We start from the raw sequence: 16,269 nt of genomic DNA on the forward strand, positions 1-16,269 counted from the left end.
CCCTTTATTCCATGCATCGATGAAAGTTGGCATCTCCTGCAATCGCTTCGGCGCTGGCGGCGGCCTGGAACGCTATGCGCTCGACATCAGCCGGGCCATGGCAGGCCGCGCCGGCACCGAGGTGTCGGTCTACGCGCGCCGCTTCGACGCCGGCGTGGCAGAGTCGGCCGGCATTGTCCCGCACCGGATCGTGGTGTCGTGGCTGCCCGGCAAGCTGCGCGACCGCTACTTCTCGTGGCGGCTGCAAGCGCGCCGTCCCGCGGACGAAGTGCTGATCGGCTGCAACCGCGTGCGCGGCTCCGATATCGCCATCTGCGGCGGCACCCATCGCGGCTATCTCGGCGCGCGCGGCACGACAGCGCGCCGCTCCGACCAGTGGCAGATCGACCTGGAGAGTGCGCAGTATGCTGGCGCGCACCGCGTGGTGGCACATTCGGCGCTGATGCGCCGCGAGGTGATCGAGCTGTACGGGATGCCGCCGGACCGCGTGGAACTGATCTACCCGCCGGTCGACACGCAGCGCTTCACGCCGGTCGACGCCGACGCGCGCGCCGCGTTGCGCCGTGAGTTCGGTTTCGGTGACGATGAGGTCGTATTCCTGTTCCCGTCTTCGGGCCATGCCCGCAAGGGTTTCGACCTGCTTGCCGACTATTTCTCCAAATCGGACCTGCCGATCACGCTTGCCGTGGCCGGCCGTCCGGTCGGGCGCACCATCCCGCGGGTACGGGAACTGGGCTACAGCAGCCGCATCGACGCGCTCTACCGCGCCGCGGACTTCACCATCCTGGCGTCGGGCTATGAACCGTTCGGACTGGTCGGCGTGGAATCGGTGCTGTGCGGCACACCGCTGGTCTTTGCCGACAATATTGCCTGCCTGGAGGTGATCCGGCCGCAGGCGGTGCATGCCTTCGCACGCGATCGCGCCGAGACGCTCGACCGCGCGATTCACGCCGCGGTCGACGCGGCACGCAGCGGCCAGGGCCGGCTGGCGAATCCGATGGCGATGCTCAACTACGATCCGGGCATCGAGGCCCACGTCGACGCGCTGCTAGCACTGGCGGCCAGCGCGCGCGCCGCCCGGCAGGCGGCCTGAGACCGCCGCTGCCGTCGGCTTATTCGTAGAGGGTGCTGACGCTGTCCGGCGACAGTGCCAGCCGCAACGCGGTCAGCGCCTCGTCGGAGGGCACCACCTTCCAGTCCGCTCCGAGCATGGCCTCGCACGAAGCCGCCCCCGACTGGTAGTGGATGCGCACCGGCAAACCCTGTCCACCGCTGGCGCGGGCCAGGTGCGGCATCAGCAGTTCGCGCAGCATCCCGGTCGAGGAATTGCCATTCATCGACAACCGCACGGCGCTGGCAAACTTGACGCGTGCGGCCACCAGGTCCATCACCGATTCCGCCGTAAACCTCACCCCACCGGTAAACGTATCGTGCCGCGCGTTCCCCGTGGCGATCAGCAGCTCGTCCTCGCGGAACATGTGCCGGTTGGCGTCGAACAGCTCGTTGAACACCGTCATCTCGACCAGCCCGGTGCCGTCGTCGAGCGTGACGATCACCATCTTGCCGCGCTGCGTCATCTGCGTGCGGACGCCGCTGATCACGCCGGCGATGGTCTTGCCGCGCACGTCGCGGCCGAAACCGCCGCCGTTGCCCTGCACTTCCTTTTCCAGCGCGGCCAGCGTGCCCTTGTTGAAGCGGCGCACCTCGTCGCGGTAGGCATCGAACAGGTGGCCTGAGAAGTAGTAGCCGAGCGCCTGCTTCTCTTCCTGCAGCGTGCGCTTGGGACTCCAGCGCGGCTCGTCGAGCAGCTCGGGGCGGTGCGCATCGCCGGCATCGCCCATCAGGTCGAACAGCGACACCTGGTTGGCGGACTCGGCCTTCTGCTCGGCGGCCTCCATCGCGATCGGCACCGAGGCCAGCAGCTGGGCGCGGTTGTCGTTCAGGCTGTCGAAGGCGCCGGCGCGGATCAGCGCCTCGATGGTGCGGCGATTGACCTGGCGGCGGTCGACGCGTTCGCAGAAGTCGAACAGATCGGTGAACGGGCGCTCCTCGCGTGCGCGCAGGATATCTTCGATCGCGCCCTGGCCGCTGCCCTTGATGCCACCAAGGCCGTAGCGGATGGTCTTGGGGTCGGTCGGCGCGAAGCGGTATTCGCTGGCGTTGACGTCCGGCGGCAGCACCGCGAGCTTGTTGAGCTTGCAGTCCTCGTAGAGGATCTTGACCTTGTCGGTGTCGTCCATGGCGAGCGACATGTTGGCTGCCATGAATTCGGCCGGATGGTGGGCCTTGAGCCAGGCGGTGTAGTACGCCAGCAGCGCATACGCGGCCGCGTGCGACTTGTTGAAGCCGTAGCCCGCGAACTTCTCCATCAGGTCGAAGATATCGTCGGCCTGCTGCGCGGAGAGGCCGTTCTTGTCGGCGCCTTCGCGGAACATGACGCGATGCTGGGCCATCTCCTCGGGCTTCTTCTTGCCCATGGCGCGGCGCAGCAGGTCGGCGCCGCCGAGCGAGTAGCCGCCGATGATCTGCGCCATCTGCATCACCTGCTCCTGGTAGACCATGATGCCGTAGGTCTCTTTCAGGACGGGTTCGACGCGCGGATCCGGGTACTCCACCTTCTCGCGGCCGTGCTTGCGCGCGCAGAAGCTGGGGATCAGGTCCATCGGGCCCGGGCGGTACAGTGCCACCAGCGCGATGATGTCCTCGAAGCGGTCAGGCTTGGCGTCCTTCAGCATGCCCTGCATGCCGCGGCTTTCCAGCTGGAACACGGCGACCGTGTTGGCGGTCTTGAGGATATCGAAGGCGGGACCGTCGTCGAGCGGGATATGGCTGCAGTTCCAGTCAGCCTTGCTGGGGTCGAGACGGCGGATATAGCGCTCGGCCCAGTCCAGGATGGTCAGCGTGGTCAGGCCCAAAAAGTCGAACTTGACCAGGCCGGCGGCCTCGACGTCGTCCTTGTCGTACTGGCTGACCACGCCGCTCATGCCGTCGTTCTGCGCGCCCTGCGTGTACAGCGGGCAGAAGTCGGTCAGCCGGCCGGGCGCGATCAGCACGCCGCCGGCATGCATGCCGACGTTGCGGGTCATGCCTTCGACGCGCTGTGCCAGCTCCAGCAGCTGGCGCACTTCTTCCTCGTTGCTCTCGCGCTCGGTCAGCAGCGGCTCTTCCTTCTTGGCTTCCTCGATGGTGACCAGCTTGCCCGGCTTGAACGGGATCAGCTTGGCGATGCCGTCGACAAAGCCGTAGCCGAGATCGAGCACCCGGCCCACGTCGCGCACCGCGGCCTTTGCCGCCATGGTGCCGAAGGTGGCGATCTGCGATACCGCGTCCTTGCCGTACTTCTCTTTCACGTACGTGATCACGCGATCGCGGCCGTGCTGGCAGAAGTCGATGTCGAAGTCGGGCATCGAGACCCGTTCCGGGTTCAGGAAACGCTCGAACAGCAGCGCGTACTTGAGCGGATCCAGGTCGGTAATGCCGAGCGCATACGCGACCAGCGAACCGGCGCCCGAACCGCGGCCCGGTCCCACCGGCACGCCGTTGTTCTTGGCCCAGTTGATAAAGTCCGCCACGATCAGGAAGTAGCCGGGGAAGCCCATCTTGATGATGGTGCCGGTCTCGAATTCCAGCCGTGCGTAGTATTCCGGGCGCTTGGATTCGCGCACCGCCTCGTCGGGGAACAGCACCGCCAGGCGCTTCTCCAGCCCGTCCTTGGCCATGTAGACCAGGTAGTCGTCCAGCGACATGCCGTCGGGCGTCGGGAACAGCGGCAGGCGCGGCTTGCCCAGTTCCAGCGTCAGGTTGCAGCGGCGCGCGATCTCGACCGCGTTCTCCAGTGCCGAGGGGATGTCGGCGAATAGCGCGCACATCTCGTCCTGGGTCTTGAAGTACTGGTCGGTGGTAAAGCGCCGCGTGCGGCGCGGATTGGCCAGCAGCTCGCCCTCGGCGATGCACACGCGCGCCTCGTGCGCGGTGTAGTCGTCCGGCGTCATGAACTGCACCGGATGCGTGGCCACCACCGGCAGTTGCAGTTCCGCCGCCAGTTGCACGGCCTGCTGCACGTAGGCATCGGTGCCGGCATTGCCGGCGCGCTGCAGTTCGATGTAGAAGCGCTGCGCGAATACCGTGGACCAATGCTGTGCCGCGCGGCGCGCACCGTCGGCATTGCCGTTGGCCAGCGCCATGCCGATATCGCCACCCATTGCGCCCGACAGGGCGATCAGGCCGGTCGCGAGCGGCAGGTCGTCTTCGCCGGGTTCCAGGAACCAGGCCGGATCGATCTCGGCGCGGCCGCGGTGCTGGTTGCCCAGCCACGCGCGCGACAACAGCATGCACAGGTTCAGGTAGCCGCGGCGGTCCTGCACCAGCAGCAGCAGGCGCGACGGCTTGTCGCGGTCTTCGGCGTTGGTGAGCCAGACGTCGGCACCGACCACCGGCTTCACGCCCTTGCCGCGCGCCTCCTTGTAGTAACGGATCAGCCCGAAGGCGTTGGCGAGATCCGTCAGGGCGAGCGCGCCCATGCCGTCGGCGGCAGCGGCCTTGACGGCGTCTTCCAGGCGGACGATGCCGTCCACGATGGAGTATTCGGAATGCAGGCGGAGGTGTACGAAGCGGGGTGCGGACATGGGCGACATTGTACCGGCTCGGGCCGCTGGCATGCCTCCGATATTGCGTGCGGGCGGCCTGGCGCGAGGGCCCGGCATAGCTGATCGGAGTGCTTGGGAATGCGCGGCGGCGGCGCCCGCACGCGTTATAATTTCACCTTTCCAATCAGGCAGTTATCGCAAGCCGTCGGCGCCCTTCGGGACGCGGCCGCGCAGGCGCAGTCTCCCATGCAGATCGTCAATATTTCCGCTTACAAATTCGTCTCGCTGGACGACATCGAGACCCTGCGCCCGGCCATGCGCGAGCGCTGCGAAGCGGCCGGCCTGAAGGGCACGATCCTGCTCGCGCCCGAAGGCATCAATATGTTCCTGGCCGGGCCGCGCGCAGCCATCGACGGTTTCATGGACTGGCTGCACGCCGATGCGCGCTTTGCCGATATCGCGCCCAAGGAAAGCCTGTCGGAAAACCAGCCCTTCAAGCGCATGCTGGTGCGCGCCAAGAAGGAAATCATCACCATGAAGATGCCGCTGATCCGCCCCGAGGAAGGCCGCGCGCCGTCAGTGCGTCCGGCCGAACTGAAGCGCTGGCTGGACCAGGGGCACGACGACGAAGGCCGCCCGGTGGTGATGCTGGACACGCGCAATGATTTCGAAGTCGCGGTTGGCACGTTCGAAGACGCCGTGGAATATGACATCGCCAAGTTCAGCGAATTTCCCGAGGCGGTGGCGGCCCACAAGGCGGAGCTGGAAGGCAAGACCGTGGTGTCGTTCTGCACCGGCGGCATCCGCTGCGAGAAGGCGGCGATCCATATGCAGGAAGTCGGCGTCGAGCGCGTGTACCAGCTCGAGGGCGGCATCCTGAAGTACTTCGAGGAAGTCGGCGGCAGCCATTATCGCGGCGACTGCTTCGTCTTTGACTACCGCACCGCGCTGAACCCCAACCTGGAGCCAGCCGGCCCCAAGCAGTGCTTTGCCTGCCGCGCGGTGGTCACGCCGCAGGAGCAGCAAAGCCCGCACTACGTGGTCGGCAAGAGCTGCCCCCACTGCATCGGCAGCAAGGACCAGGCCGCAGCGTAAGAAGCCGGCGGCTCAGGCGGCCAGCAGGTGGTAAAGATTGCGCAGCATGCCCGCGGTGGCGCCCCAGATAAAGCGGTGGCCGCCAGTCTCGCGCGGATAGGGCATGGCGTAGAACACCCGCTCGCCGTCGACCCAGCGGAACAGCCGCCGTTCGTGGTGGGATGGGTCCATCAGAAACGCGAGCGGCACCTCGAAGACATCGGCAACCTCCGAGGCATCCGGGCGCAGCGTGAAACCGTCGCGCACCAGCCCTACCACGGGGCTCACGTGGAAACCGGTGCCGGTAATGTAGTCCGGCAGCGCACCCAGCACTTCGACATAGTCGCGCGCCAGCCCCACCTCTTCTTCCGTCTCGCGCAGCGCGGTGTCGATACGGTTGACATCCCATGACTCCTGCCGCCCGCCCGGGAAGCTGATCTGCCCGGCATGCGCGCTCAGGTTGGCATTGCGCTGCGTCAGCAGCACCGTCAGGCCGTCATGGCGCTCCACCAGCGGCACCAGCACGGCGGCGTCGCGCAGTCCGCGGCTGCGGTCATAGACGCGCGATTCATCGGTCAGCTCCGGCGCCCAGGCCGGCGGCACCCGGAAGCGGTGCCGGATAAAGTCCACCTCAAGCCGCGGCGCGCTCAGGGCGCCGTTGCGCAGGTCGGTGTCGATGACGGGGAGGGATTCGGGATCGAAAGCAGGACGCATAACATCGCAAGTATGACAGAAGCGCGCATTCTGGCGCTGCAGCAAAAAGCGCCTGCCGCTTCCATCGTTGCGCCGCGCCAATGCAAAAAGGGCACCCTGGGGTGCCCTTCCTGAGGAAACGCTGGCCGGGCTGCCCCGGCCGGCATGCCCAGCTTACTGCGCAGCCTTGGCAGCGACAGCAGCCTTCGACACCAGCTTTTCCTTGATACGTGCGGACTTGCCCGAACGCTGGCGCAGGTAGTACAGCTTCGCGCGACGCACGTCGCCGCGACGCTTCACTTCGATGGCAGCGATCAGCGGCGAGTACAGCTGGAACGTACGTTCCACGCCTTCACCCGACGAGATCTTGCGCACGATGAAGGACGAATTCAGGCCGCGGTTGCGCTTGGCAATCACGACGCCTTCGTAGGCCTGCACGCGCTTGCGGTTACCTTCCACCACGTTCACGCTGACAACCACGGTGTCGCCAGGCGCGAATGCGGGGATGGTCTTGTTCGCGGTCAGACGCGCGATCTCTTCCTTCTCGATCTGCTCGATGATGTTCATCGTTTTTCTCCGTAGCCATCGTGCCGGCGTTGTATGCCCCAGGCATTGCCCGGGCCCCGGCAGAGGATGGGGTTTTACCTGGCGGGGGTCTCCCCCCGCCCTTCCTTCGCCGCCCATTCCGACAAGAACTTCTCGTCGGCCCGGGTCAGCAAACCTTGTTTGCGAGCGGCCTCGATCAGATCGGGACGCTTGCTCGCGGTATTGGCCAGCGCCTGCTGGCGCCGCCATTTCTCGATCTCGGCGTGATGGCCCCCGAGCAGGATCTCGGGCACCCGCACGCCTTCATATTCTTCCGGCCGCGTGTAGTGCGGACAATCCAGCAGGCCGTTGACAAAGCTGTCCTGCACGGCCGACTGCGCATCGCCCAGCACGCCCGGCAGATGCCGCACCACGGCGTCGATCAGCGCCATCGCCGGCAGTTCGCCGCCCGACAGCACAAAGTCGCCGAGGCTGATTTCCTCGTCCACGCGGCGGTCGATCAGCCGCTGGTCGATGGCCTCATACCGGCCGCACAGCAAAACCAGGCCCGGCCGTTCGGCCAGTTCCATCACCTTGGCATGCGACAGCGTCTTGCCCTGCGGCGACATCAGCACCACATGCGGCTCTGGCACGCCGGCCTGCGCCTGAGCCGCCACCGCGGCATCGATCGCGTCATCCAGCGGCTTGGCCAGCATCACCATGCCGGGGCCGCCGCCGTAAGGACGATCGTCGATGGTGCGGTAGTTGTCGACCGTGAAATCCCGCGGATTCCAGGTACGCAAGCCATAGCGCTGCTGCTTTGCCGCCCGGCTGGTGATACCCCAGTCGGTCAGCGCGCGAAACATGTCGGGAAACAGCGTGATCACATCGAACTGCATCCGCTCTCTCCCTTCCGAACCCCGCACCGCGAAGGCACGGGTTCAGTAATCGAGCCCCCAGTCGACCACGATGCGCTTGCCCGCGGTATCGACCGAGCGCAGGAACGCATCGACAAACGGGATCAGCCGTTCACCGGCCTTGCCGTCAGGGAGCACGCAGGCCACCTGCAGGATCTGGTGGGCACCGTTGTCGATCAGCCCGGACACCTCGCCCAGCAACTCGCCTTGCTCGTTGCTGACGGTGCAGCCGATCAGGTCGACCCAGTAGAACTCATCTTCTTCCGGCGCGGGAAAATCCGCACGCCGGATCCACACGCGACGGCCCTTGAGCGCTTCCGCAAGATTGCGGTCGGCCACGCCGGACGCTTGCGCCACGACGGTGCCGCTGTGCTCGCGCGACTGCGCGATCTTCACGCAGACGGGCTGGGCACGCGACGCATCGGCCGCCACCAGCCCCGCCTGCGGCGGTGCCAGCAGCCACCAGCGGCGGGCATGCAGCAGGGCCGAAGCATCATCGGCATGCGGCAAGACCTTGATCCAGCCGCGGATGCCGTAGGCAGCGCCAATATAGCCGACCTCCACCAGGTCTTCCGGCAGGGGGTCGGCATACAGGAGCGCCGCGGGCAGTTTGCAAGCCTTTTGCGGCTCGCCCTGGGGCTGAACCAGCGGTCGGTTCAGCGGCCGGGCGGCGCCCTGCTTTCGTTCAGTCACGTGTGCAATAAGAACGCGCCCGGCCGGCCGCAAAAACGGCTCGACGGGGCGCGCTGCAGGCGACTATCAGGCAGCAGCCTTGGCGGCGCCTTGCTTGACCAGGCGGGCAACGGTCGGCGACAGCTGAGCGCCAACACCTTGCCAGTAGGCCAGGCGGTCTTGCGCCAGGCGCAGGCCTTCTTCACCTTCCGTAGCCAGCGGGTTGTAGAAACCAACGCGCTCAATGAAACGACCATCGCGACGGTTGCGCGAGTCGGTGGCGACGATGTTGAAGAACGGGCGCTTCTTGCTGCCGCCGCGAGCCAGACGGATAACGACCATGGAATGATTCCTCAGAAAACGGGGTGTTCGAGGACGTTCGAACACGAAACGCAAGAGTATAGCCCAATTACCGAGGCCAAACAAACACTTAGGTGATTGACGCGCGCCTGCCGTGCAGGCATCGTGGCAAAAACCGCGACAGGAGGCCCGACATGCGCCCCGTTCTGCACTTCATGGCCCGCACCTTACGGCCTGCTTCCCTGCTCGCCATTGTACTGCTGGCAGGCACCGGGTCCGCGCCGGCCGCCCTGCCGCTGGACCAGGTCCGGCTGCCGCCTGGTTTCCGCATCGAGGTGCTGACGCAGGACGTGCCGGGTGCACGCGCCATGGCGATGTCGCCGTCGGGCACGCTCTTCGTCGGCTCGCGCAGCGAAGGCAAGGTCTACGCGGTGACCGACGCGCTGGGGGCCCGGCCGCGCGTGCGCACGGTCGCCACCGGGCTGCGCATGCCGGTCGGCGTGGCGTTGCACGACGGCAGCCTGTACGCATCCTCGGTGTCGAAGATCGTGCGGATCGACCATATCGAGGCCAGCCTCGACCAGCCGCCGGCACCAGCGGTGGTGAGCGACCGCTTCCCGACGGACGGGCATCACGGCTGGAAATTCATCGCCTTCGGCCCCGACGGCTACCTCTACGTGCCGGTCGGCGCGCCATGCAATATCTGCGCGCCGGACGAGAACCGCTACGCCAACATCATGAAGATGAAGCCCGACGGCAGCGACCTGCAGGTGGTGGCACGCGGCGTGCGCAACACCGTCGGCTTCGACTGGCACCCGGCCACGCGCGAGCTGTGGTTCACCGACAACGGGCGCGACCGCATGGGCGACGACGTTCCCGACGACGAGCTCAACCGCGCCACCGCTGCCGGCCAGCATTTCGGCTACCCTTACTGCCATGCCGGCACGGTTGCCGATCCCGAATACGGCAGCCAGCGCCCCTGCGCCGAGTTCGTGCCACCGGTGGCCCGCCTGGGTGCGCACGTCGCGGCCCTGGGCATGCGCTTCTACACCGGCACGCAATTCCCGGCGGCCTACCGCCACAACGTCTTCATTGCCGAGCACGGCAGCTGGGACCGCAGCGAGCCGTCCGGCTACCGCGTGGTCCGCGTGGCGCTGGACGATGCCGGCAAGGCGGTGCGCCAGGAGGTGTTCGCGCAGGGCTGGCTGCGCGGCGGCAGGCCGTGGGGCCGCCCGGTCGATGTCCTGGTTGCGCCGGACGGTTCGCTGCTGGTCAGCGACGACCTTGCCGGGGCCATTTACCGCATCCGCTACCGACCCTGAATCCCGCTGAAAACCCCACGGAACGGGGGTCTTGGTGGCCGAAACAATCCGTTACACCGGTAACGGGATTGGCATAGGCGCCCCGATGGCCCATGCGTACCATGAACCCATCTTCCAACAGCAACACAGTGCGTCAGGAACCTGGGAATCCGCATGCTCACCCGCTCTCTCCTGCGCGACCTGGTGGCTGGCATCCTGGTGGCCTCGGGCCTGGTCGGCGCGGTTGCCACCAGCCATGCCCAGGTCGCGTTCTGGCAACAAGTACGGCCCGATAGCCGGTCCGCACGGATGCAGCCGCAGCCCCGCGACGGCTGGCAGATGGCCAGCGTGCGCGCCGAGAGCCGCGAGCACGTGCAAGCCCAGATCGACCGCATGGAAGCACGTGCCCGTGCCGACGACCGCCTGAGCGGGCGCCGCGCCGCGCTGGCTGGTGCCCGCGACGACAACCGCGGCCGCGGCCAGGAACGCGACAATCCCAATGAAGCCCGCAACGACTCCCGGCCAGGCAACGTCGGCCCCGGCTGGCAGGCACGTGGCCGCGACAATGGCCGATAACGGTCGCTGCTGACGGCTGTCGGCGCAACCCCGCCTATTGCCGCACGGCCCAACGGTCTTTCGGCTGGTCGCGGAACTCCTTCCCCGCTCTCCCTGTCTCTATTTAAGTGTGTGCCCCGCTTTCCGGGTGCCACGCACAGGCTGCCGCCCGGCGCTGTCCGGGGCTCACAGCGTGCCGTCCAGTGCAGACGGCAATCGAACTGACCTGCCTCTGCCCGACACCTCCTGCCGGACCCGATCAAGACGGCACGGGCGCAGCCTCCAGAAAGACAATAACAATAATTCTGTGAGGTTTATCATGCCATCCCTTCTTAGCGACCTGGCCGAACATGCCGGCCAGTTATCGCTGTCGATCCTGTTCATGGGCATCCTGACCCTGGTCCTCTACGGCGAAACACATATCAGCGAGCACGCGGTGGCCTTCCTGGACGGCCTGCAGTCAGGCTGGCATTAGCGCCGTCCTGCGCGTCTTCTGACGCACTTCCCTTTCTTGCGCTGACTGCCGGCGTACAATGTGGGCCGGCCGGTACCCATGTGCCGCCGTTCCTGTGCCGGTGCATTGCCGGCCCGCAACCGCCGGAAATCCGACCATGCCTGCAGCCACGCCAGCCCGCCATTCCTCGACGCTCGCCTCGCCGCCCGCCCGCGGCAAATCGAAGCTGCTGACGGTGGCGCTGGCGTTCCTGTGCGGCAGCCTGGGCGCGCATCGCTTCTACCTGGGCGGCCTGCGCGATCCGTATGGCTGGGTGCACCTGCTGGCGCTGCTGGCAGGCGCGATCGGCGTGGCCTCGATGGCGACCGGCGCGGGCAGCCCGGCGCTGAACTGGACCTTCGCCGTCGCCGGCGGAGCCTCTGTCATCAGCGCCTTCCTGGCGGCCATCGTCTACGGGCTGCGCCCGGACGACAAATGGGACGCGCGCTTCAACCAACTCGGCAAGCCTACACGCTCCGGCTGGCCGGTAGTGATCCTGGTGATCCTGTCGCTGCTGATCGGCACCGGCCTGCTGATGGCCGGGCTGGCAATCAGTTTCCAGACCTTCTTCGAATCGCAGGTCGAGGCCGCCCGCGCGTTGTCGCAATAGCTGCCGCGGCGACATTGGCGCCGTGCATTTCGACCTGCTCGACATTGCCGTCTTCGTCCGCGCCGCGGCGCTGGGCAATCTGTCGGCCGCCGCGCGCGACCTGGGCTTGTCCACCTCCAGCGCCAGCGCCCGCCTGGGCCGGCTGGAACAGTCGCTGGGCAGCCGCCTGCTGCATCGCACCACCCGGCGGCTGGCACTCACCGCCGACGGCGAGCGCTTCCTGCCACATGCGGAGCAGTTGCTTGCCACCGCGGCTCTTGCCAGCGCATCGGTCGGCACCAGCGCCGAGCGCCCGCGCGGGCAGTTGCGCGTGACCGCGCCGGCGTCCTTCGGGCGCCAGCATGTCTCGCCGGCGCTGCCCGAATTCCTTGCCGCCTACCCCGATATCGCGCTTGACCTGCGCCTGACCGACCAGGTGATCGGACTGGTCGATGCCAGCATCGACGTGGCGCTGCGCATGGGCGTGCTGCCGGATTCCACGCTGGTGGCACGCGCGCTCGCACCCAGCCACCGCGTGATCTGCGCCTCACCCGCCTACCTGCAGCGCCACGGCGTGCCGCGCCACCCGGACGACCTGCGCCAGCACAACTGCCTGGTGCTGGCCGACCAGTCGGCGTGGCGCTTCAATACGCCGCTGGGCGAGACCGTGGTGCACGTGCGCGGCAACCTGCGCGTGGATAACGGCGAAGTGCTGCGTGATGCGGTGGTGGCCGGCGTCGGCATCTCGCTCAAGTCGACCTGGGATGTGGGCCCGCTGTTGCGCAGCGGCGCGCTCGTGACAGTACTGGACGAATACCCGGTGGTGCCGGCAGTGTCGATCTGGGCAGTGTTTCCCAGCCGGCACCTGGTACCGCCCAAGACACGCGCCTTCGTGGATTTCTTCGCCGAGCGCTTCGGCAACCCGCCCTATTGGGACCGGCCCGATACCTAGAGCGCACTGCGCGCTTGCGCACGATCAAGGCCGGCGCAAACGGCGGCTCTCCTTTCCGCCAATTCGCCCATACTGTTAGAGCCGACCGATTCCGGCGGCGTCACGCGCGGCGGGGCCACACCCTGGCGCAAAGGAGCAAGCATCGACATGCCAACCTATGAGGAAGGACGCCTGGCGGCGATCGCTGTCAGGCTGGCGCTGTCCTCGGGACTGCCGCCATCGAGCGCGAAGGCCGCGCTGGAACTCGCCAGCAGCATGATCGGCGACCAGCAGGCCACCGAACGCGCCCGGAAGACTCAGAACAGCGAACCCTGCGGATCGTCCTTGCCGCGGGGCCCCCTGACTGGCGGGCGGAAACGCGACGTATCCAGCTCGAACCGGTTGTAACGAAACCCTAGCCGTTCGGCGGCCTTGTAGAAACGCTGGCGCAGCAAGTCCGCCCACACGCCCGTACCGCGCATGCGCGAGGCAAAGCTGGCATCGTAGGCTTTGCCCTCGCGCATGTCGCGCACGCGGTTCATCACCCGTTCCGCGCGCTCGGGAAAATGCGCCAGCAGCCATTCCTCGAACAGAGGCCGCACTTCCCAGGGCAGCCGCAGCACGATGTAGTTTGCATAGACGGCGCCCGCTTCGTGCGCCGCTTCCAATACACGCTCCAGGTCGGGTTCGGTGATGAACGGGATCACCGGGGCGATGCTCACACCCACCGGGATGCCGGCGTCGGTCAGCGTGCGGATGGTGCGCAGCCGGCGTGACGGCGTGGCCGCGCGCGGCTCCAGCGTGCGCGCGATGCCAGCATCCAGCGTGGTGATGGTGACCGCCGCCACCGCCAGCCGCTTCGCCGCCATCGGCGCGAGCAGGTCGATATCGCGCTCGATCAGAGACGACTTGGTAATCAGCGCCACCGGGTGGTCGCACTCGTTCAGCACCTCCAGCACGCCGCGCGTGATGCGCTGTTCGCGCTCGATCGGCTGGTAGGCGTCGGTGTTGACGCCCAGCGCGATGGTCTCGCAGCGGTAAGACGGCCGTGCCAGCGCCTCGCGCAACCGCTCGGCGGCGTTGGCTTTGGCATAAAGCTGCGTTTCAAAGTCCAGCCCTGGCGACAGGTCCAGGTAGGCGTGCGTCGGCCGGGCGAAGCAGTAGATGCAGCCGTGTTTTATGGTCCGTCATTTTGTTCACGTTAGTTGGTAACTCCCTGTGCCATCAACCTCTCTGGGTATTTTTTCCGTGCGATGGTGGGGGGGCGCGAACATTGTTTTTCACGGCCAAATACTGTATATATATACAGTGCATCAAGACTTAAGAGAGGCGCTGATGACATCACTTCGCCCGGGACTTCGCAAGGGCCGAGGCGCGCTGTCCAACATTGAATCCAGGTTCGACAATTGGGACAGAGCGCACGACGACGATGCACTTGCAGCCATTTTAGAGCTCGAGGGTGAACGCCCCGCGCCCAAAACAACTGTAGCATTTGAGGATGCAAAATCAATCATCTCGAGAAACCAATCGCCAGATGTCCCATTTGACCAGTCGATTAATGCATACCGGGGATGTGAACATGGTTGCTCGTACTGTTTTGCCCGGCCTACGCATGCATATTTAGGCCTTTCCCCCGGCCTTGATTTTGAGACCAAGCTTACTGCGAAGCCAAATGCTGCTGTGTTACTCGAGAAAGAGCTTTCAAAACGTACCTATATACCTAGCGTAATTGCCCTCGGTACCAATACTGACCCATACCAGCCTATTGAGCGAGAACACCAGCTGACTCGCAGAATCCTCGAGGTGCTCGAGGCTTTCAATCATCCGGTAGCGATTACTACCAAGTCGCATCTCGTGACACGCGACATCGACATCCTCTCGCGGATGGCGGAGAAGGGTCTCGCTCGCGTCTATCTCTCCGTCACCACGCTGGATGCGGAGCTTGCTAGGAGGATGGAGCCGCGTGCCAGCACCCCATCTAGGCGAGTGGACGCTATTCGCATGCTGACTGCTGCCGGGATACCCACCGGTGTATTGGCCGCGCCTATGATTCCCGCGCTTAACGATTATGAACTGGAGAATATCCTAAGCGCAACTGCAAATGCCGGTGCGTCCGCTGCCGCTTATGTGTTGCTCAGATTACCGCTGGAGGTGCACGACATCTTCATCGAATGGCTCGAGCAACACTACCCCGGACGGAAGAATCATGTCCTGAGCATTATTGAAAGCATGAGAGACGGCAAGCATTATGACGCCGAATTCGGGCGCAGAATGCGCGGCACGGGCATATTCTCAGAGCTGATTGCCAAACGATTCGAGCTTGCATGCAATCGGCTCGGCCTCAATCAGGAACGCAGAAAACTGCGTACCGACCTATTCCAGGCACCCATTAATCCTTCGCCCCAGGGAAGCTTATTCTGAGGCAGTCAGGAATACTTGAGGTGACTTCGCCAGCCATAAACTCGCGGCTGCCACCACAGGTGTTTGCCGAGGCGGACTGGAGGCGCTCTCGAACCGCAAAAGTGAGGTGCGCTAGCCGCCGGCTTGTGCAAACCCAAAACGACGGTAGGCCATCAGCCAGGCTGTGGATAAGCTGTTATTAACATGTGGATAGTCTGTGGATAGTGCGTTTGGCACGGGCGCCATGCGATTGATGGGGCGAACCATGGAGGTCTAGGAGTCCTACTAGGTAGTCACCAACCGAACGAGTTCGCCCCAAGAAATCGCGGACGTCCACGTGAACCCACCGTCGCGAAAACGCAACAGTTCCCAAAGTGCTTCGCCCGGCTCAACCGCGACCATGTCGCTAGAGTGGACCCGCATGCAGCCTTCCAGAAGGTCATATACCCGTAAAGGACTTGCGCATGTGCACCACAAACCACGAGCACATTGTCCAATATCACCCACGTACCAACCGTAATCTGCCATGACTGCCCATTGCCCGGAATGCTACGGCGAACGCGAATGTAGTGTCCATGGAGAGGTCAAAGTACCGTGGGAATGGACGGATGGACCGCATAGCGTCAACGGCCAGACGGATCATCGACTACTGCAGTGCTTGGGTTGCAAGACCGTGCTCTACTGGTCCAGCAGTTGGAATTCCGAAGATTGGGGATGGCCGCACTGGTGCCGACGGCAAGGAGCAAATCTATCACCCGCGTACCGTCACGACTTTCCCTACACCGCAGCGCGTCAGCCGGCGTCCTGAATGGCTCGCCAAGATCGAGCAGATCGACGCCCATCTCTCGCAGATCTTGCACCAGACCTACATCGCCCTGGAAGCGGATGCGTTCATTCTAGCGTCGGTGGGCTTGCGTACCGCCTTTGACCGGACTACCGAGATCCTGAAACTCGATCCCGGACACACGCTGGAACAGAAGGTCGCCCTGCTTAAGGACAAGGGCTACATCGGGGAAACTGAGGCGGCAATTCTGTCAGTGGTTACCGATGCGGGCAATGCGGCCGCCCATCGCGGGTGGTCCCCTGGGGCTGCGGAATTCCGGGTCTTGCTTATCGCATTGGAGCAGTTCATCGAACGCACGGTGATTCAGGGCACCACTGCCCTAGGCATCGCCCAGCACATCCCACCGCGGCACCCGCGCCCGAAGCGTGCATTCTCGGGGGCAAAGTAAG

At 65.3% G+C, this 16,269-nt stretch carries 15 protein-coding genes and 1 pseudogene; 9 read left to right on the forward strand and 7 right to left on the reverse strand.

All coding sequences use genetic code 11. The features are described from left to right. Positions 1 to 19 precede the first annotated feature (19 nt). Positions 20 to 1,093 carry a glycosyltransferase family 4 protein gene (locus tag I6H87_RS02510; protein WP_011614782.1) on the forward strand — a complete coding sequence of 358 codons (1,074 nt, stop codon included), beginning with the start codon at positions 20 to 22 and terminating at the stop codon, positions 1,091 to 1,093. Positions 1,094 to 1,112: 19 nt separating this feature from the next. On the opposite strand, the gene dnaE is transcribed toward I6H87_RS02510, so the two are convergent. After that, a complete protein-coding gene (dnaE, locus tag I6H87_RS02515) occupies positions 1,113 to 4,625 on the reverse strand; it encodes a DNA polymerase III subunit alpha (protein ID WP_041687221.1) in 3,513 nt (1,170 codons plus the stop codon). A 207-nt stretch (positions 4,626 to 4,832) separates the two neighbouring features. On the opposite strand from dnaE, the gene I6H87_RS02520 reads away from it, so the two are divergent. Further along, entirely contained in the window at positions 4,833 to 5,681 is an 849-nt protein-coding gene (locus tag I6H87_RS02520; protein ID WP_010812922.1) for a sulfurtransferase, read from the forward strand. Between the two features lie 12 nt (positions 5,682 to 5,693). Here the strand turns inward: I6H87_RS02520 and I6H87_RS02525 are convergent, their stop codons facing one another. The 5 genes from I6H87_RS02525 to rpsP all read right to left on the reverse strand — a co-directional run bounded on the left by I6H87_RS02525 (position 5,694) and on the right by rpsP (position 8,809). Continuing rightward, the gene (locus tag I6H87_RS02525; RefSeq protein ID WP_010812923.1) at positions 5,694 to 6,374 is read right to left on the reverse strand and encodes a CoA pyrophosphatase; all 681 of its coding nucleotides are present in this window, start codon (positions 6,372 to 6,374) and stop codon (positions 5,694 to 5,696) included. Between the two features lie 153 nt (positions 6,375 to 6,527). After that, positions 6,528 to 6,920, reverse strand: coding sequence for a 50S ribosomal protein L19 (gene rplS / locus I6H87_RS02530; RefSeq protein ID WP_010812924.1), 393 nt, complete (start codon positions 6,918 to 6,920; stop codon positions 6,528 to 6,530). A gap of 74 nt (positions 6,921 to 6,994) precedes the next feature. Then, positions 6,995 to 7,777 carry a tRNA (guanosine(37)-N1)-methyltransferase TrmD gene (gene trmD / locus I6H87_RS02535; RefSeq protein ID WP_011614780.1) on the reverse strand — a complete coding sequence of 261 codons (783 nt, stop codon included), beginning with the start codon at positions 7,775 to 7,777 and terminating at the stop codon, positions 6,995 to 6,997. Positions 7,778 to 7,819: 42 nt separating this feature from the next. Next, positions 7,820 to 8,443 carry a ribosome maturation factor RimM gene (rimM, locus tag I6H87_RS02540; RefSeq protein WP_051398514.1) on the reverse strand — a complete coding sequence of 208 codons (624 nt, stop codon included), beginning with the start codon at positions 8,441 to 8,443 and terminating at the stop codon, positions 7,820 to 7,822. 111 nt (positions 8,444 to 8,554) lie between these two features. After that, positions 8,555 to 8,809, reverse strand: coding sequence for a 30S ribosomal protein S16 (gene rpsP / locus I6H87_RS02545; protein WP_010812927.1), 255 nt, complete (start codon positions 8,807 to 8,809; stop codon positions 8,555 to 8,557). Between the two features lie 152 nt (positions 8,810 to 8,961). On the opposite strand from rpsP, the gene I6H87_RS02550 reads away from it, so the two are divergent. From I6H87_RS02550 to I6H87_RS02570, 5 genes are all read left to right on the forward strand, one after another. Next, positions 8,962 to 10,089: a PQQ-dependent sugar dehydrogenase gene (locus I6H87_RS02550; RefSeq protein WP_010812928.1), complete on the forward strand. Its 1,128-nt coding sequence runs from the start codon at positions 8,962 to 8,964 to the stop codon at positions 10,087 to 10,089. 153 nt (positions 10,090 to 10,242) lie between these two features. Beyond that, positions 10,243 to 10,644, forward strand: a complete 402-nt coding sequence (locus I6H87_RS02555) for a hypothetical protein (RefSeq protein WP_010812929.1) — start codon at positions 10,243 to 10,245, stop codon at positions 10,642 to 10,644. A gap of 298 nt (positions 10,645 to 10,942) precedes the next feature. Then, complete coding sequence (locus tag I6H87_RS02560; RefSeq protein ID WP_010812930.1) at positions 10,943 to 11,098, forward strand: hypothetical protein; 156 nt, start codon at positions 10,943 to 10,945, stop codon at positions 11,096 to 11,098. Between the two features lie 136 nt (positions 11,099 to 11,234). Then, entirely contained in the window at positions 11,235 to 11,726 is a 492-nt protein-coding gene (locus I6H87_RS02565; RefSeq protein WP_011614779.1) for a TM2 domain-containing protein, read from the forward strand. Positions 11,727 to 11,748: 22 nt separating this feature from the next. Next, a complete protein-coding gene (locus tag I6H87_RS02570) occupies positions 11,749 to 12,657 on the forward strand; it encodes a LysR family transcriptional regulator (protein ID WP_010812932.1) in 909 nt (302 codons plus the stop codon). Between the two features lie 296 nt (positions 12,658 to 12,953). On the opposite strand, the pseudogene I6H87_RS02575 reads toward I6H87_RS02570, so the two are convergent. After that, a pseudogene (locus tag I6H87_RS02575) lies at positions 12,954 to 13,823 on the reverse strand (PA0069 family radical SAM protein); the annotation flags it as partial. 148 nt (positions 13,824 to 13,971) lie between these two features. On the opposite strand from I6H87_RS02575, the gene I6H87_RS02580 reads away from it, so the two are divergent. Continuing rightward, a complete protein-coding gene (locus tag I6H87_RS02580) occupies positions 13,972 to 15,057 on the forward strand; it encodes a PA0069 family radical SAM protein (RefSeq protein WP_011614778.1) in 1,086 nt (361 codons plus the stop codon). A 587-nt stretch (positions 15,058 to 15,644) separates the two neighbouring features. Next, complete coding sequence (locus I6H87_RS02585; protein WP_051398464.1) at positions 15,645 to 16,268, forward strand: DUF4145 domain-containing protein; 624 nt, start codon at positions 15,645 to 15,647, stop codon at positions 16,266 to 16,268. Position 16,269: the final 1 nt, after the last annotated feature.

Source organism: Cupriavidus necator (assembly GCF_016127575.1).
Classification (GTDB): Bacteria; Pseudomonadota; Gammaproteobacteria; order Burkholderiales; family Burkholderiaceae; genus Cupriavidus; species Cupriavidus necator_D.

Bases quoted from the DNA above. Each gene is read 5' to 3' on its own strand.
- dnaE (WP_041687221.1), bottom strand. From the start codon at position 4,625: ATGTCCGCACCCCGCTTCGTACACCTCCGCCTGCATTCCGAATACTCC.
- trmD (WP_011614780.1), bottom strand. From the start codon at position 7,777: ATGCAGTTCGATGTGATCACGCTGTTTCCCGACATGTTTCGCGCGCTG.
- I6H87_RS02560 (WP_010812930.1), top strand. From the start codon at position 10,943: ATGCCATCCCTTCTTAGCGACCTGGCCGAACATGCCGGCCAGTTATCG.
- I6H87_RS02555 (WP_010812929.1), top strand. From the start codon at position 10,243: ATGCTCACCCGCTCTCTCCTGCGCGACCTGGTGGCTGGCATCCTGGTG.
- rpsP (WP_010812927.1), bottom strand. From the start codon at position 8,809: ATGGTCGTTATCCGTCTGGCTCGCGGCGGCAGCAAGAAGCGCCCGTTC.
- I6H87_RS02565 (WP_011614779.1), top strand. From the start codon at position 11,235: ATGCCTGCAGCCACGCCAGCCCGCCATTCCTCGACGCTCGCCTCGCCG.
- rplS (WP_010812924.1), bottom strand. From the start codon at position 6,920: ATGAACATCATCGAGCAGATCGAGAAGGAAGAGATCGCGCGTCTGACC.
- I6H87_RS02580 (WP_011614778.1), top strand. From the start codon at position 13,972: ATGACATCACTTCGCCCGGGACTTCGCAAGGGCCGAGGCGCGCTGTCC.
- I6H87_RS02585 (WP_051398464.1), top strand. From the start codon at position 15,645: ATGGACCGCATAGCGTCAACGGCCAGACGGATCATCGACTACTGCAGT.
- I6H87_RS02520 (WP_010812922.1), top strand. From the start codon at position 4,833: ATGCAGATCGTCAATATTTCCGCTTACAAATTCGTCTCGCTGGACGAC.
- I6H87_RS02510 (WP_011614782.1), top strand. From the start codon at position 20: ATGAAAGTTGGCATCTCCTGCAATCGCTTCGGCGCTGGCGGCGGCCTG.
- I6H87_RS02525 (WP_010812923.1), bottom strand. From the start codon at position 6,374: ATGCGTCCTGCTTTCGATCCCGAATCCCTCCCCGTCATCGACACCGAC.
- I6H87_RS02550 (WP_010812928.1), top strand. From the start codon at position 8,962: ATGCGCCCCGTTCTGCACTTCATGGCCCGCACCTTACGGCCTGCTTCC.